Origin of the sequence: Pseudomonas sp. Y24-6, assembly GCF_020295325.1 — a bacterium.
In the GTDB taxonomy this organism is placed as follows: Bacteria; Pseudomonadota; Gammaproteobacteria; order Pseudomonadales; family Pseudomonadaceae; genus Aquipseudomonas; species Aquipseudomonas gregormendelii.
In genome coordinates this window covers 1-15,222 of sequence record NZ_JACBXG010000017.1, presented here as the reverse complement: position 1 = coordinate 15,222, position 15,222 = coordinate 1, and the positions used below count along the sequence as shown (strand labels likewise).

Sequence of the window (15,222 nt, the reverse complement as noted above, 5' to 3'; positions counted from 1 at the left end):
AGGCGCGTCGTAATTTCATTGCCGACAATCACAAAAATGGCAACAGGAGCATTTTCATGAGTTCTTCAAATAGCGGGCAGGCCGCCGGGCAACTGGAGACCCGTGGCATCGAACCGGTGCCGGAAGCGGAGTGCAACGGTCATCCGCTGCAACTGTTCTGGGTCTGGTTCGCCGCCAACATTTCCATCCTTGGCCTGCCGCTGGGGGCCACGCTCGTGGCGTTTCGCGGGCTCGCGATCTGGCAGGCGATCATCGTGGCGGTCCTCGGGGCTGCCGGTTCCTTCGCGGTGGTGGGCATCATCTCCATCGCCGGACGACGGGGGCGGGCGCCGAGCCTGACCTTGTCCCGCGCCATCTTCGGTGTGCGCGGCAACATTGGGCCGACGCTTGTTTCGCTGATGTCGCGCCTGGGTTGGGAGACGGTCAACACCACCACCGCCGCGTTCGTGTTGCTGTCGCTGTGCTCGATCCTGTTCGGTTCGCCGGTGGAAGCCAAGAGCGCGCCGGTGCTGACGCTGATCTTCATCGCGATTTTTGTGCTGCTGACGTTGTCGGTCTCCGGCCTCGGCCACGCTACGTTGTTGGTCATCCAAAAATGGGCGACTTACGTATTTGGCGCGCTGAACATTCTGGTAGGCGGTTTTCTCTGCGCCACCATCGACTGGAGCGCCGTGTTTAATGCGACACCGGCGCCGCTGAGCGCAATGATCATCGGGGTCGGCACCATGGCGGCGGGGACCGGAATCGGCTGGGCGAATGCTGGCGCCGACATGTCGCGCTACCAGCATCGCAGCGTCAAGGCCGTGCGCCTGGTTGCCTCAGCGGCCTTTGGCGCGGGTATTCCGCTGGTGTTGCTGATTACCCTGGGCGGCCTGCTATCGGTGGGCAACGATGACCTGGCCTCGGCCACCGACCCGATCGTCGCGATCCGCGACATGCTGCCCACGTGGATGGCGGTGCCCTACCTGATCACGGCATTCGGTGGTCTGCTGCTGTCGAACAACCTGTCGGTGTACTCCGCAGGCCTCACCACATTGACCCTCGGCCTCAAGGTCAAGCGGGTGTATGCCGTGGTGGTCGACATCGTCGCGATCTTCGCCGGGTCGATCTACTTCATGTTGATTGCCGACAGCTTCTACGGTCCCTTCATTACCTTTATTTCGCTGCTGGCAGTGCCAATCACGGCCTGGGTGGGGATTTTTGTGGTGGACCTGCTTCACCGTCACTACTACAGCCCCCGAGACCTGCTGGACGTCAGCCCGAGCAGTGCGTACTGGTATCGCGGCGGCATTGAGTGGCGCGCATTCGGCGCCTGGGCGCTGGCAATCGTTTTGGGTTACAGCTTCACCACCATTGGTACCACCGAGCAGACGCTGTGGTTCCGCGGGTTCCTGTCCGATTCCTGGTTGGGGCATAACGGCCTCGGCTGGATCGTTACCTTCCTCGTGGCGGGCGGTGTTTACGGGCTACTGGGCGGCGCCAGGGATCGTCGCCCGGGACTGATCGAGAATACTCATGCCTAGATTGCTGCACACCGGCCAGGTCATCATCGACCTGGTCATGGCCGTGGCCAAACTGCCTCAATCGGGTGGCGACGTATTGGCGCAGTCGGCCAGTTTCGAGGCCGGGGGTGGCTTCAATGTCATGGCCGCCGCCCAGCGCAATGGTTTACCCGTGGTGTACCTGGGGCGGCACGGCACCGGTCGTTTCGGTGATCTGGCCCGGGAGGCGATGGCGGCCGAGGGCATTCACATCGGCATCGCCCACAGCGCCGGGCAAGATACCGGTTTGTGCGTAGCCGTGACCGAGGCATCGGCCGAGCGGACGTTCATTTCCTATATTGGTGCCGAAGGCGAACTGACTGCCCAGGACCTCGCCGGCGTGAAAGTCGAGGCGGGGGACTATGTCTACGTCAGTGGCTACAGCCTGCTGCATGTCGGCAAGGCCCAGGCGCTGGTGGATTGGGTGCTGGCGCTACCCGGTAGGATCAAGGTGGTGTTCGATCCGGGCCCGCTGGTGGACTCGCCGGATGCGCCGCTGATGCAGGCGCTGTTGCCGCGCATAGACCTGTGGACCAGCAATGGCGTCGAGGCGCTGCACTTTACCGGTGCGACGGATATTGCCCAGGCTCTGGTGACGCTGGCTGATCACCTGCCGGACAAAGTCCTGCTGGTGGTTCGCGATGGGCCGCAAGGCTGCTGGGTCAGCCAGGGTGGTAAACCTCAGCACGTGCCGGGTTTCAAGGTAGAAGCGGTGGACAGCAATGGCGCCGGTGATGCGCATGCCGGAGTATTCATCGCCGGTTTGGCTCAGGGTCTGACGGTGATCGAGGCCGCGCGGCGGGCCAATGCAGCGGCGGCTTTGGCGGTGACTCGCTGGGGGCCGGCGACTTCGCCTGGCTCGAGTGAGGTTGATGCTTTGATCAGCAGGACTGCGGGTGCCTGAGTGGCCGTCATCGAGAGCAGACTCGCACCCACAGGGGGCATGGTGGGTGGCGGGACCGATATGAGCCTGCCCGCGATGGCGGTATTGGCAACAAGGCGAGGCCAGCGACACCAGCCTCGCGTCAAACGGCTTTACACTTCCAGCTTGCGCGCCGCTTCGACCCCGGCAGCACTGAGCTTGATCGGCAAATTCAGCGAATGCTCGCCGGCCTCGTTACAGGTCACATGCCCATGCTGGATCAGGCCGCGATCCTGCAACGTGGCGAGGGTGCTGGCCACGACTTTCTCCCCGCGATAATTATCCAGGACCTCCTTGCCCAAACCACTCGGGTGGGCGTGCAACAGGCGGGTCAGGACTTCTTTCTCAAGGTTTTCATCGACGTTCATGCTTACCTCTTCATGGCGATAGAAGGACGCTCGCGTGGGCGAGCTATTTGCTGGCACCACCTTCGGAACCCGAACCACCCGTAGTGGTTTTCGAGCCGGTGCCGGTTTCTGCGTTATCGGGAGTCTGGGTGTCCGGCGCGTTCATCCCACCCTGACGGCCCATATCGCTGCCTTGGGTCCGTGGGTCGGTACCGGTGGACGGCGGTAAACTGCTGTCGACACCCGTACCATTGGTGTTAATGCCTGGAGCGCTCTGGATGGCGGGAGCTTTGGGCGCTTCGACAGGATTGGTCGGACCGGTGCCGGTGGCTACGGTCGCCGCGAAAGCGCTAGCGGACAGCAAGGTGGCGAGGGACAGGGCAGTCAATCTGGACAGGATCATTTTGTCGTCTCCATTTATTTAAAGTCCTTACCGAATATTGGTCCGCCCCTGTTTTGAATTGGTGCCTGAAGGTCGACGAACGGTTCAGGCGCTTTGCGTCGCCCTGGTGGCAAAGATTCTCCGCCAGAGCAGGCGGCCTGCGGTGATCAGCCAGTTCAGCAGACTGATCATCAGAACTGTGTGCAAAAGTGTCGTCATTCCATATTCGACGATGATCTTGCCGGCCACGAACGGAAAGCCAAACACGCCGATGAAGTACGCCAGGCTGAATAACAGCAGCGCCTGCGAGAGAGTGCCAGCGGGTGCTTCGTTGGCCGCCAGGCCATTGATCACCGAATAGGTCAGGCCGTAGCCGATGCCCAGCATCACTGCAGCCATCAGGTAACTGACGCTGTCGTTCACCCCGTAGCCGAACATCAGGATCGAGCCCAGGGTCAGCCCGGACAGCAGACAGGACGCGCGAAGCGGGTCGCGCTTGACCACCCACCCGGCAATCACCATTCGCCCGGCGATCGCAGCACCCATGAAACCCAGGAAAAACAGCGAGTAGTCGACTGAGCGAGCGGCAGCGTAGCTGGTTTGAAAGCTCGACAAACCGCCAAATATGCTGCCGCCAAGGCCGACCATGATGATCGGGAACACCGCTTTGGATGACAGCACCCGAGCCGTCGCCCGCCAGGATATGCGAGCGCCTGCAATTGACGCTGAAGGCACTTGCCGCAGGTGCACATCGAGCCGCCAGAACAACAGCACGCCGATCAGGCTGGCCAGTGCGGCCAGGTAAAACGCCGCCGTCACGGGATACCCCAGCGCACTGGCCAGGCGCCCCAGCAGGGGCCCGCTGCCAATCCCTGTGAGCATGCTGCCCGACAGCAAGGCGAAATAGCGGGCTCGTTGCGCGGGCGTCACCAGACTTGCCACAATGATCGGCCCCAAGGTGTAGAAGACGCCCCAGCCCAGGCCCAGCAGCAAACCGAACAACAGCAGCAGGTCGCCAAACCCTGGTGCCATGGCAAATCCCAGACTCGCAGCAGCCAGCAAAATGCCGAACAGGGCGATCGAGCGGGCGGCACCGAGCGCATCCGACAAGTGCCCGGACACAATCACTGCCGCAAAGGTGCTGAGCATCGCTGCGGAGATCACGCTGCCGGCATCGTGCTCATTGCCCCCTCGCGAACTGATCAACAGCGACAGCAGGAAGGTCGAACCGTAGGACAACGACAGCAGGTAGCTGGCGAAGCAGAACAAACCGAACAGGCGGTTCGAAACGGCGGGTATTGCGGTGGGCATGAGGCGGGTCCTTGTCCTGATAAAAAATGCACAGGCTGTCTATCTAACACGGGGGACGCCGGCGTTAGGTGCGAGGTTCGCGATTTCAGGGTTAGTGCTGGCCGGAGTGATTGCGCAACGGCAGCGAGCGGAAAAACCGATTTCCCATGTGACGAGCGTCGCGTGGCGTCTTAGTATGTTTTTTTCAATTTTGATGAAGGCCCGTCCATGACGATCGACATCCGCCCGGCGACCCCCAGCGATGCGCCGCAAATCCTCGCGTTCATCACTGAGCTGGCCGACTACGAACGGGCCCGGCACGAAGTCATCGCCAGCGTGGCCGACATCGAGCGCAGCCTGTTCAGCGAAGGCGCCACCGCCCACGGCCTGATCTGCCTGCGCGATGGCCTGCCGATCGGCTTCGCGGTGTTCTTCTTCAGTTACTCCACCTGGCTGGGCAGCAATTGCCTGTACCTCGAAGACCTGTACATCACCCCCGAACAGCGCGGCGGCGGGGCGGGCAAGACCCTGCTGCGGCACCTGGCGAAGATTGCCTGCGCCAATGATTGCGGGCGCTTCGAGTGGAGCGTGCTGGACTGGAACAAGCCGGCGATCGAGTTCTATCAATCCCTGGGTGCGCAGCCGCAGGAAGAGTGGGTGCGCTATCGGATGGATGGGGCTGTGTTGCGGGACTTCGCCGCGGGTAATTGATTACCTCTTGAAAGATCGCAGCCTTCGGCAGCTCCTACAGTTTTGTAATCCCTGTAGTAGCTGCCGAAGGCTGCGATTTTTTCTACTTTGTTTCAATATGTGGGATTGATATTTATATATTGAGATTTATCCCCTCCCGGGTTTATAGTCCAGCGCACTCACTGCCCAACAAACAGAACAGGTGAAGCGATGCTGGCGCAATTGATCGCGCTCGATTGGGGGACAACCTCATTACGTGCTTACAAACTCGCCGAAGGTGGTCAAGTGCTGGAGCAGCGGTCGCTGTCGACCGGCATCATGCAGCTGCCCCGCACCCCCCGAGTGATCGCCGGCCAGCCGTGCGCTGACGGTTTTGAACTGGCCTTTGATGAAGCCTGCGGCGACTGGCTCGATGCACAGCCAGGCTTGCCGGTCATTGCCTGTGGCATGGTCGGCAGCGCCCAGGGCTGGCGCGAAGCGGCCTACCGGGAGACCCCGGCCAACGTCGCCGATCTCGGGAACTCCCTGCAGGCTGTGCGCAGCATTCGCGGAGTCGACGTGCACATCGTGCCCGGCGTCATCCAGCGCTCGCGCCTGCCCAATGTGATGCGCGGCGAAGAAACCCAGGTGCTCGGCGTTCTGCACAATCTTGAAGGCAACAGTGGCGATGATCTGCTGATCGGCTTGCCCGGCAGTCATTCGAAATGGGTGGAAGTGGCCGAAGGCTGCATCGTGCATTTCGATACCTTCATGACCGGTGAAATTTTCGCGGTGCTCAGCGAGCACAGCATTCTCGGCCGTACCCAGCAACGTGGCGGATCCTTTGACGGCGATGCGTTCGACCGTGGCGTACAAGTGGCGCTATCGTCCGATGGCGAGATCGGCCCGCTGTCCACGCTATTCAGTGCCCGCAGCCTCGGCCTGACCGGCGAACTGAGTGCCAGCGCCCAGCCGGACTACCTGTCCGGGCTGTTGATCGGCCACGAAGTTTGCGCGTTGGCACATGCCCAGCGTCATCGACGCAACAGCGTGCATCTGCCCTCAATCATCCTCATTGGCAATTCCCAACTCTGCAGTCGCTACTGCAGGGCCCTGGACGCCTGTGGATTTGCCCGGGTGTCCCTGGCCGAGCAGGCCACCGAGCGCGGGTTGTGGCAACTGGCGCTTGCCGCCGGCCTCATCCCGCCAACCCTTTCCCGTTAACCCCCCCACTGGAGGTCTGACATGCTCAAGCAAGCCCTGGCGCAAAACGGTCTCATCGCGATCCTGCGTGGCCTGCGTCCGCAAGAAGCGGCCGCCATTGGCGAAGTCCTGTATGCCGCCGGATTTCGCGTCATCGAAGTGCCGCTCAATTCCCCCGAGCCGTACGACAGCATTCGCATCCTGCGCAGCACCTTGCCGGCCGATTGCCTGATCGGCGCAGGCACAGTGCTGACGCCGGAACAGGTCGAACAGGTGAAAGTCGCAGGCGGCCAGGTGATCGTCATGCCCCACAGCGATCCCAAGGTGCTGCGTGCGGCCAAAGCGGCCGGCCTGTTCCTGTCGCCCGGTGTCGCCACTCCGACCGAAGCGTTCGCCGCGCTGGCCGAAGGCGCAGACGTACTCAAGATGTTCCCCGCCGAGCAAATGGGCCCCGCCGTGGTGAAAGCCTGGCTCGCCGTGCTGCCGGCAGGGACTGTCCTGGCGCCGGTTGGCGGGATCACGCCCGACAACATGCAGGTGTTTATCGACGCCGGCGCCAAAGGTTTCGGCCTGGGTTCCGGGCTGTTCAAGCCGGGCATGACGCCAGAGCAGGTGGCGAACAACGCCAAGGCCTATGTGGCTGCCTGGAAAGCCCTTCGCTAAGACTTCTTGGCGCTGCTAGCGCTGCATCCAATAAGAGAGAGATACAGATGAAAATCACCAAACTCACCACCTTCATCGTGCCGCCGCGCTGGTGCTTCCTCAAGATCGAAACTGACGAGGGCGTGACCGGTTGGGGCGAACCCGTGGTCGAAGGCCGCGCCCACACCGTCGCCGCAGCCGTCGAAGAACTGTCCGACTACCTGATCGGCAAAGACCCACGCAACATCGAGGACATCTGGACTGTGCTCTATCGCGGCGGCTTCTACCGTGGCGGTGCCATCCACATGAGCGCACTGGCGGGTATCGACCAGGCGCTGTGGGACATCAAGGGCAAGGCGTTGGGCGTGTCTGTCAGCGATTTGCTGGGTGGTCAGGTTCGCGACAAGATTCGAGTGTATTCCTGGATCGGTGGTGACCGCCCGGCGGACACTGCCCGTGCGGCCAAAGAAGCGGTGGGACGTGGTTTCACTGCGGTGAAAATGAACGGCACCGAAGAATTGCAGTTCCTCGACTCCTTCGAGAAAGTCGACCTGGCATTGGCCAACGTTGCTGCCGTGCGTGACGCGGTGGGGCCTAACGTCGGCATCGGGGTGGACTTCCATGGCCGGGTGCACAAGCCCATGGCCAAGGTGTTGATGAAGGAGCTGGATCCGTACAAGTTGATGTTCATCGAAGAACCGGTGCTCAGTGAGAACTACGAAGCGCTCAAAGAGCTCGCGCCGCTGACCAGCACCCCGATTGCCCTCGGCGAGCGGCTGTTTTCGCGCTGGGATTTCAAACGCGTGCTCAGCGAAGGTTATGTCGACATCATCCAGCCGGATGCGTCCCATGCCGGCGGTATCACCGAGACCCGCAAGATCGCCAACATGGCTGAAGCCTACGATGTCGCCCTGGCGCTGCATTGCCCGCTGGGCCCGATCGCACTGGCCGCCTGCCTGCAGCTGGATGCGGTTTGCTACAACGCGTTCATCCAGGAGCAGAGCCTGGGCATCCACTACAACGAGAGCAACGACCTGCTGGATTACGTCAAGGATCCGCGGGTGTTCGACTATGACAAAGGCTTCGTGAAAATCCCCAACGGCCCGGGCCTGGGGATCGAGATCAACGAGGAGTACGTGATCGAGCGCGCAGCCGTCGGCCATCGCTGGCGCAACCCGATCTGGCGCCACGCCGATGGCAGTTTTGCCGAGTGGTGAGTGCTCTCTGATCCCCCGCAAATCCCTGTGGGAGCCAGCCTGCTGGCGATTTGGTCGGCACCCCCGGTATTTTTGGTGACTGACTCACCACTATCGCCAGCAGGCTGGCTCCCACAGTTTGATCTCCATGGACAGGGAGATTTGCGGCAAACCCCGATTTCACATCGACCTCAATAAACATAAAAAGAGGCATCCCCCATGCAACCGCAAACCCTCACCGGGCAGGCGTCGTTGGTGGCACCCAGCCGTAAGCGTTTTTTCATCATGGTGCTGCTGTTCATCACCGTGGTCATCAACTACCTGGACCGCAGCAACCTGTCGATCGCCGCCCCGGCGCTGACCAGCGAGCTGGGCATCGACCCCATTCACGTCGGACTGATTTTCTCCGCCTTCGGCTGGACCTACGCTGCCATGCAGATCCCCGGCGGCTGGCTGGTGGATCGCGTGCCGCCGCGCATTCTCTACAGCGTTGCCCTGTTGTTGTGGTCGATTGCCACTGTGATGCTCGGCTTCGCCGCCAGCTTCATCGCGCTGTTCGTCCTGCGCATGGCCGTTGGTGCGCTTGAGGCGCCGGCCTATCCCATTAACAGCCGCGTGGTTACCACCTGGTTTCCTGAGCGCGAGCGTGCCACGGCCATCGGCTTTTACACCTCTGGACAGTTCGTTGGCCTGGCCTTCCTGACACCGGTACTGGCGTGGTTGCAACACCAGTATGGCTGGCACATGGTGTTCGTCAGCACGGGTGCAGTCGGCATTCTGTGGGCGGTGATCTGGTACGCGGTGTATCGCGAACCACGGGACTTCAAGGGTGCCAACGCCGCCGAGATCGAGCTGATCCGCGAAGGTGGCGGGCTGGTGGACATCCAGGCCGAGCAGGCCAGGGTCAAGGCGAAATTCAGCTGGACTGACCTGGGCATCGTTCTGACCAAACGCAAATTGTGGGGCATCTACCTCGGTCAGTTCTGCCTCAACTCTACCCTGTGGTTTTTCCTGACGTGGTTCCCGACCTACCTGGTGAAATATCGCGGAATGGACTTCATCAAGTCCGGCCTGCTGGCGTCGCTGCCGTTTCTTGCCGCGTTCGTCGGCGTGTTGTGTTCGGGGTTCTTCTCGGACTTGCTGATCCGGCGCGGCTACACCGTCGGGTTCGCGCGCAAGTTGCCGATCATTGGCGGCCTGCTGATTTCCACCTCGATCATTGGCGCCAACTTCGTCGAGTCTACGCCGCTGGTTATCGCCTTCCTCGCGCTGGCATTTTTCGGAAACGGGCTGGCGTCGATCACCTGGTCCCTGGTCTCGACCCTGGCCCCGGCGCGGTTGCTCGGCTTGACCGGTGGCGTGTTCAATTTCATCGGCAACCTGTCGGCGATTACCACGCCGATCGTCATCGGTTTCCTGGCTACCGGAGATTCCTTTGCTCCAGCGATCACCTATATCTCGGTCCTGGCGCTGATCGGCGCACTGTCCTATGTGCTGCTGGTAGGCAAGGTCGAGCGCATCAAGTTGTAGTGACCACCATCGGGCGACCATAATGCCGCCCGTCACTCGCTCAACGGTAAAGGCTGGATATGCAGGAAGACTCCGCAAAAATCGCCAAGGACGCCGCACCGACCGGCACCCAGACGTTGCTTCGCGGCCTGGGTGTGGTCCAGGCCGTGGCCAGTGGCGCCCGGGATCTCAAGGAAATTGCCCGGCTGATCGGGACCACGCGCAGCACGACTCATCGCCTGGCCAGCTGCCTGGTGGACGAGCGTTATCTGCGCGTGGTGCCGCAAGTCGGCTATCTGTTGGGGCCCAAGCTGATCGAGCTGGGTTTCCAGGCGCGTGAAGAGCTGCCGTTGGTGACCCTGGCCGGACCTTATCTGGACGAGTTGTCGGCGTTGACTGGCGACACCATTCACCTGGCGATTCGCGAAGGCGACGAGGTGCTGTACCTGCACAAGAATCCGGGCCGCAATGGTCCGGAAATGCGTTCGCGGGTGGGCCATCGCATGCCGTTGGCGCGCACCGGCATCGGCAAGGCGCTGATGCTCGATGACAGCCAGGAAGAATGGCAACGGCTGTACGAAGTCAGCTTGCCGGTGGGTGGGAAAAATCTGTTCTGGCCGCAGCACCCTGAGCAATCCTGGGAGCAGTTTCAGCAGCGCATGATGGAATACGTGGCAGGCGGTTATGCCTTCGATCTGGAGGACAACGAGCCATCGATCCGCTGTGTCGCGGCGCCGATTCGTGATGCCAGCAAGCGTATCGTTGCCGGCATCAGCATCGCCAGCACCGTGCCGTACATGCCGCTGGAAAAAATGGCCGAGCTGATTCCCCTGATCAAAGGGGTCACAGCCCGGCTGTCGGCCGAGCTGGGTGCCAAGGTCTGATTACACCTTCAGGGTGGCCATGTCGATCACGAAGCGGTACTTCACGTCACCGGCAATCATGCGGGTGTAAGCCTCATTGATCTGGCGGATGTCGAGCATTTCGATGTCGCAGGTGATGTCATGTTCGGCGCAGAAATCCAGCACTTCCTGGGTTTCGGCGATGCCACCAATCAGCGAGCCGGCCAGCACCCGACGACTCATCACCAGCTTGCCGGCGTGGACCGGCGGTTCCACCGGTTCGATCAGGCCCACCAGGATGTGCACGCCGTCGAATCTCAGGGTGTCGAGGTAGGGATTGAGGTCGTGCTGCACCGGAATGGTGTCCAGCAGGAAGTCGAAATGCCCTGCGGCCGCCTTCATCTGTTCGGCATCTGTGGACACGATCACGTGGTCGGCACCCTGGCGACGACCTTCTTCGGCCTTGCTCGCCGAACGGGTGAACAGCGTGACTTCGGCGCCCATGGCCTTGGCGAACTTGATGCCCATATGGCCCAGGCCGCCCATGCCCAGAATCCCGACTTTGTCGCCGGCCTTCACCCCGTAGTGTTTGAGCGGTGAATACGTGGTGATGCCGGCGCAGAGGATCGGCGCAGCGCTGGCAAGGTCGAGTTTTTGCGGGATGCGCACCACAAAGTGCTCGCTGACTACGATACTGTCGGAATAGCCGCCCATGGTATTGCTGCCATCGACCCGGTCAGGGGTGGCGTAGGTCATGGTCGGGCCTTCCAGGCAATACTGCTCCAGATTCGCCCGGCAGGCTTCGCAGCTACGGCAGGAATCGACCATGCAGCCAACGCCGACCAGATCGCCGACTTTATGCCGGGTGACGTTCGCACCGATGGCGGTAACCTTGCCGACAATCTCGTGGCCGGGCATCAACGGGTAAACGGCGATGCCCCATTCGTTGCGGGCCTGATGAATGTCGGAGTGGCAGACGCCACAGTAGAGAATGTCGATGGCCACGTCGTCGGGGCGCGGGCTGCGACGTTCGAATTTCATCGGGGCGAGGGGAGTGGAGGCCGACTGGGCGGCATATCCGATAGCGGTGTACATGAGGAACCTCGCAAAGCAGTGACAAGTGAGGCGACGCATTTTGGCCGCCCAACCTGTCACCGGCCATGGCGATTCCTCCGTGTGTCATGCCTATTCCTCCGATATCAATGGTCGTGTGATCAATTGGCCAACCAGACCTGCGATGATGGTTTCATACCTTTTTTCGCGACTTTTTTGGTGAAGAATGCCCATGCTGTTAACCCGTCATCTCGATGCCAATGCCACGCTGGTTTCGCTGATTGAGCCCCTGACCACTCGCGATGGTTTCGCCCCTACGCCGTTGCCGGGCGTCCAGGTTCTAAGGGCCAGTTGTGACGTCGCGCGCGGTCCGCAGATCTACGAGCCCAGCCTGGTGATCATCGCCCAAGGCAGCAAACTGGCGTACCTGGGGCCGCGTACGCTGGAATACGGTGCCGGGCATTATCTGATCCAGGCATTGCCGGTGCCGTTTGAGTGCGAAACATTTTCGGCGCCGAATGGGCCTATGCTGGGGGTTTCCATCGCCATTGACCGGGTGCTGCTCGGTGAGCTGGTGCTGGCCATGGGGTTGGCGTCGGGGCGGCATATTCCGGCACAGACACCAGAGTCCATGACCTCTGCGGTGCTCGACGATGCCATGCGCGGTTGCGTGGAGCGGCTGTTGCGCTGCCTGCACGATCCGCTGGAATGCCAGATCATGGGCCAGGCGCGGTTGCGTGAGTTGTTGTACGTGGCATTGCGCGGGCCTCAGGCCGATGTGCTGCGGGCGCTGGTTGAACAACAGGGGCAATTCGCGCGAATTGCCGCCTCGCTCAGTCATCTGCATGCGCACTACACCGAACCGCTGAACGTCGAGACCCTGGCCAGTTGCGCGAACATGAGTGCGTCGACCTTCCACGAGCATTTCAAGCGCAGCACGCTGTTGTCCCCGGTGCAGTATCTCAAGCGCTTGCGCTTGCTCAAGGCCCAGGCCTTGCTGATGGCCGAAGGGTTGGGCGTGGCGCAAGTGGCGCATCGCGTGGGTTACCAGAGCACTTCGCAGTTCAGCCGCGAGTACAAGCGCTACTTCGAGCGCAATCCCGGCGAAGAACGCGCCGCTTGACCCCCATAGATCCCCCTACAGGTTGTTGTTGAAAATCGCAGGCAACAAAAAGGCCCCCATTCCGGGAGCCTTGATGTTCAGGCGCGTGACTTACATGTTCGGGTAAGTCGGGCCACCGGCACCTTCCGGCGCCACCCAGGTGATGTTCTGCGCAGGGTCCTTGATGTCGCAGGTCTTGCAGTGCACACAGTTCTGGGCGTTGATCTGGAAGCGCTTCTCGCCGTCTTCCCTGGTCACCACTTCATACACGCCGGCCGGGCAGTAGCGCTGGGCTGGTTCGTCGTACAGGGGCAGGTTCTTGCCGATCGGGATGCTCGGGTCGGTCAGCTTCAGGTGGCAAGGCTGCTCTTCTTCGTGGTTGGTACCGGAGATGAACACCGAGCTGAGCTTGTCGAAGCTGATCTTGCCGTCTGGCTTGGGATAATCGATCTTCTTGCAGTCAGCCGCGAGCTTGAGGCACGCATAGTCCGGCTTGGTGTCGTGCAAGGTGAACGGCAGTTTGCCGCCGAAGATGTTCTGGTCCAGCCAGTTGAAACCACCACCCACGATGGCGCCGAACTTGTGAATCGCCGGACCGAAGTTGCGGCTGGCGAACAGTTCTTCGTGCAGCCAGCTCTGCTTGAAGGCATCGACGTAGCTGGTCAGCTCCTCAGTGCCGTCTTTTTCGGCAAACAGCGCTTCAGCCACGGATTCAGCGGCGAGCATGCCGGACTTCATCGCGGTGTGGCTGCCCTTGATCTTGGCGAAGTTCAGGGTGCCGAGGTCGCAGCCGATCAGCGCGCCGCCCTTGAAGACCATCTTCGGCAGCGAATTCAGGCCGCCTTTGCAAATGGCGCGAGCGCCGTAGCTGATGCGCTTGCCGCCTTCCAGGTACTGCTTCAGCACAGGGTGATGCTTGAGGCGCTGGAACTCGTCGAACGGCGACAGATAGGTGTTGCTGTAGGAGAGATCGACGATCAGGCCGACAACCACCTGGTTGTTTTCCAGGTGATACAGGAACGAGCCACCAGTGTTTTCAGTGCCCATGATGTCCAGCGGCCAACCGGCAGTATGGACCACCAGGCCTGGCTGATGCTTGGCCGGGTCGATTTCCCAGATTTCTTTCAAGCCGATGCCGTAGTGCTGGGCGTCTGCCTCGCTGTCGAGGTTGAAGCGCTTGATCAGTTGCTTGCCGATGTGGCCACGGCAACCTTCGGCGAACAGCGTGTATTTGCCACGCAGCTCCATGCCCGGGGTGTACAGGCCTTCTTTCGGATGACCTTCGCGGTCAACGCCCAGGTCACCAGTGATGATCCCACGAACCACGCCGTTTTCGTCGAACAGCGCTTCCTGTGCGGCGAAGCCCGGGTAGATTTCCACGCCAAGGTTCTCGGCCTGCTGGGCCAACCAGCGGCACAGATTACCCAGGGAGATGATGTAGTTGCCTTCGTTGTGCATGGTCTTGGGCACAAAGAAGTCAGGAATTTTCTGCGCGTTGTCGGCGTTCTTCAGGACAAAAATGTCGTCGCGCGTGACAGGCGTGTTAAGCGGCGCACCCAGTTCTTTCCAGTCCGGGAACAATTCGTTCAGGGCGCGGGGTTCGAAAATCGCGCCAGAGAGAATGTGTGCACCGACCTCGGAGCCTTTTTCGACCACGCAGACGCTGATTTCCTTACCGGCTTCAGCGGCTTTCTGCTTCAACCGGCAGGCGGCGGAAAGACCAGCGGGGCCGGCACCGACGATGACGACGTCGAATTCCATGTATTCGCGTTCCACAGGTTATCTCCTACTCAAGGCTCAACAGTTTTTTTTCTAATTGGAGGTTTGGTGTCGCATCCATGAATTTCTGCGCAATGCGCCGAACAGGACAATCGATTGACCACCTTTCTCTCTGGGTGGCGCATTATATCTACACCACTCTCAGCGTCCAATACAAACGTTTGTTTGAATTGCCTCAAACCCAGAGAAATCAAAGTCACGCGGCTTATGAACGGCCATTTTGCCGTATTGACCGGAATAGGTGTTCCGGTCAAGATACGGTCGGTTTTGCGCTCGCCGTAGGCTGGCTGTTGGTTTCAAGAGCACCTCTAAAGACAGGGCGATGGCAGTAGAAGGTGATGCGCAGCGCGGGTTTGGCGCGCAGTTTACACGCCGCGATAATGAATGACTCGTCGGTCACCCCTGACCAACGGTCATCAACATTATGAGCGATGGTCACTTGACACTTATGCCGGCGTTTTTAGAGGTGCCCTTGCGCCCGATGAGTATCAACCGCCAGGTTCGCCTAGGCGGCTTTCTTTTCACCGGAGAGTAACGAGGAATCCATGAAGGTTCTTGTAGCTGTCAAACGCGTTGTTGATTACAACGTCAAGGTTCGCGTCAAGGCGGACAATTCCGGCGTTGACCTCGCCAACGTCAAGATGTCGATGAACCCATTCTGCGAAATCGCAGTGGAAGAAGCCGTACGCCTGAAAGAAAAGGGTGTTGCGACTGAAATCGTCGTCGTCTCCGTCGGCCCGTCCAC

At 60.8% G+C, this 15,222-nt stretch carries 15 protein-coding genes; 10 read left to right on the top strand and 5 right to left on the bottom strand.

Translation table 11 applies throughout. The features are described 5' to 3' along the window. Nucleotides 1-56 precede the first annotated feature (56 nt). Both HYI44_RS25525 and HYI44_RS25520 read left to right on the top strand, forming a co-directional pair. Nucleotides 57-1,523 (top strand): purine-cytosine permease family protein, encoded by a 1,467-nt coding sequence (locus HYI44_RS25525; RefSeq protein ID WP_225570839.1) that lies wholly within the window; start codon nucleotides 57-59, stop codon nucleotides 1,521-1,523. Then, nucleotides 1,516-2,445 carry a PfkB family carbohydrate kinase gene (locus HYI44_RS25520; protein WP_122839148.1) on the top strand — a complete coding sequence of 310 codons (930 nt, stop codon included), beginning with the start codon at nucleotides 1,516-1,518 and terminating at the stop codon, nucleotides 2,443-2,445. The genes HYI44_RS25525 and HYI44_RS25520 overlap by 8 nt, the downstream gene beginning before the upstream one ends. Nucleotides 2,446-2,576: 131 nt before the next feature. Here the strand turns inward: HYI44_RS25520 and HYI44_RS25515 are convergent, their stop codons facing one another. From HYI44_RS25515 to HYI44_RS25505, 3 genes are all read right to left on the bottom strand, one after another. Beyond that, nucleotides 2,577-2,831, bottom strand: coding sequence for a hypothetical protein (locus HYI44_RS25515; RefSeq protein WP_122839149.1), 255 nt, complete (start codon nucleotides 2,829-2,831; stop codon nucleotides 2,577-2,579). Nucleotides 2,832-2,874: 43 nt separating this feature from the next. Beyond that, entirely contained in the window at nucleotides 2,875-3,213 is a 339-nt protein-coding gene (locus HYI44_RS25510; protein WP_122839150.1) for a hypothetical protein, read from the bottom strand. 84 nt (nucleotides 3,214-3,297) lie between these two features. Then, nucleotides 3,298-4,503 (bottom strand): MFS transporter, encoded by a 1,206-nt coding sequence (locus HYI44_RS25505; protein ID WP_225570838.1) that lies wholly within the window; start codon nucleotides 4,501-4,503, stop codon nucleotides 3,298-3,300. Nucleotides 4,504-4,710: 207 nt separating this feature from the next. Between HYI44_RS25505 and HYI44_RS25500 the strand changes: the two genes are divergently transcribed. The 6 genes from HYI44_RS25500 to HYI44_RS25475 all read left to right on the top strand — a co-directional run bounded on the left by HYI44_RS25500 (nucleotide 4,711) and on the right by HYI44_RS25475 (nucleotide 10,585). After that, nucleotides 4,711-5,193 (top strand): GNAT family N-acetyltransferase, encoded by a 483-nt coding sequence (locus tag HYI44_RS25500; RefSeq protein WP_045061705.1) that lies wholly within the window; start codon nucleotides 4,711-4,713, stop codon nucleotides 5,191-5,193. A 189-nt stretch (nucleotides 5,194-5,382) separates the two neighbouring features. After that, a complete protein-coding gene (locus tag HYI44_RS25495) occupies nucleotides 5,383-6,375 on the top strand; it encodes a 2-dehydro-3-deoxygalactonokinase (RefSeq protein WP_122839152.1) in 993 nt (330 codons plus the stop codon). A 21-nt stretch (nucleotides 6,376-6,396) separates the two neighbouring features. Beyond that, nucleotides 6,397-7,017, top strand: coding sequence for a 2-dehydro-3-deoxy-6-phosphogalactonate aldolase (locus HYI44_RS25490; RefSeq protein ID WP_122839153.1), 621 nt, complete (start codon nucleotides 6,397-6,399; stop codon nucleotides 7,015-7,017). 47 nt (nucleotides 7,018-7,064) lie between these two features. Further along, complete coding sequence (gene dgoD / locus HYI44_RS25485) at nucleotides 7,065-8,213, top strand: galactonate dehydratase (RefSeq protein WP_122839154.1); 1,149 nt, start codon at nucleotides 7,065-7,067, stop codon at nucleotides 8,211-8,213. Between the two features lie 198 nt (nucleotides 8,214-8,411). Further along, nucleotides 8,412-9,722, top strand: coding sequence for an MFS transporter (locus HYI44_RS25480; RefSeq protein WP_122839155.1), 1,311 nt, complete (start codon nucleotides 8,412-8,414; stop codon nucleotides 9,720-9,722). A gap of 59 nt (nucleotides 9,723-9,781) precedes the next feature. Continuing rightward, nucleotides 9,782-10,585 (top strand): IclR family transcriptional regulator, encoded by an 804-nt coding sequence (locus HYI44_RS25475; protein WP_045061700.1) that lies wholly within the window; start codon nucleotides 9,782-9,784, stop codon nucleotides 10,583-10,585. Here the strand turns inward: HYI44_RS25475 and HYI44_RS25470 are convergent, their stop codons facing one another. Further along, nucleotides 10,586-11,638, bottom strand: coding sequence for an NAD(P)-dependent alcohol dehydrogenase (locus HYI44_RS25470; protein ID WP_225570837.1), 1,053 nt, complete (start codon nucleotides 11,636-11,638; stop codon nucleotides 10,586-10,588). A gap of 190 nt (nucleotides 11,639-11,828) precedes the next feature. Here HYI44_RS25470 and HYI44_RS25465 point away from each other — a divergent pair, with 190 nt between their 5' ends. After that, complete coding sequence (locus tag HYI44_RS25465) at nucleotides 11,829-12,719, top strand: AraC family transcriptional regulator (RefSeq protein ID WP_122839157.1); 891 nt, start codon at nucleotides 11,829-11,831, stop codon at nucleotides 12,717-12,719. 90 nt (nucleotides 12,720-12,809) lie between these two features. On the opposite strand, the gene HYI44_RS25460 is transcribed toward HYI44_RS25465, so the two are convergent. Next, a complete protein-coding gene (locus HYI44_RS25460) occupies nucleotides 12,810-14,474 on the bottom strand; it encodes an electron transfer flavoprotein-ubiquinone oxidoreductase (protein ID WP_122839158.1) in 1,665 nt (554 codons plus the stop codon). 548 nt (nucleotides 14,475-15,022) lie between these two features. On the opposite strand from HYI44_RS25460, the gene HYI44_RS25455 reads away from it, so the two are divergent. Continuing rightward, a partial coding sequence (locus HYI44_RS25455) for an electron transfer flavoprotein subunit beta/FixA family protein (RefSeq protein WP_412548512.1) occupies nucleotides 15,023-15,222 on the top strand: 200 nt, incomplete at its 3' end.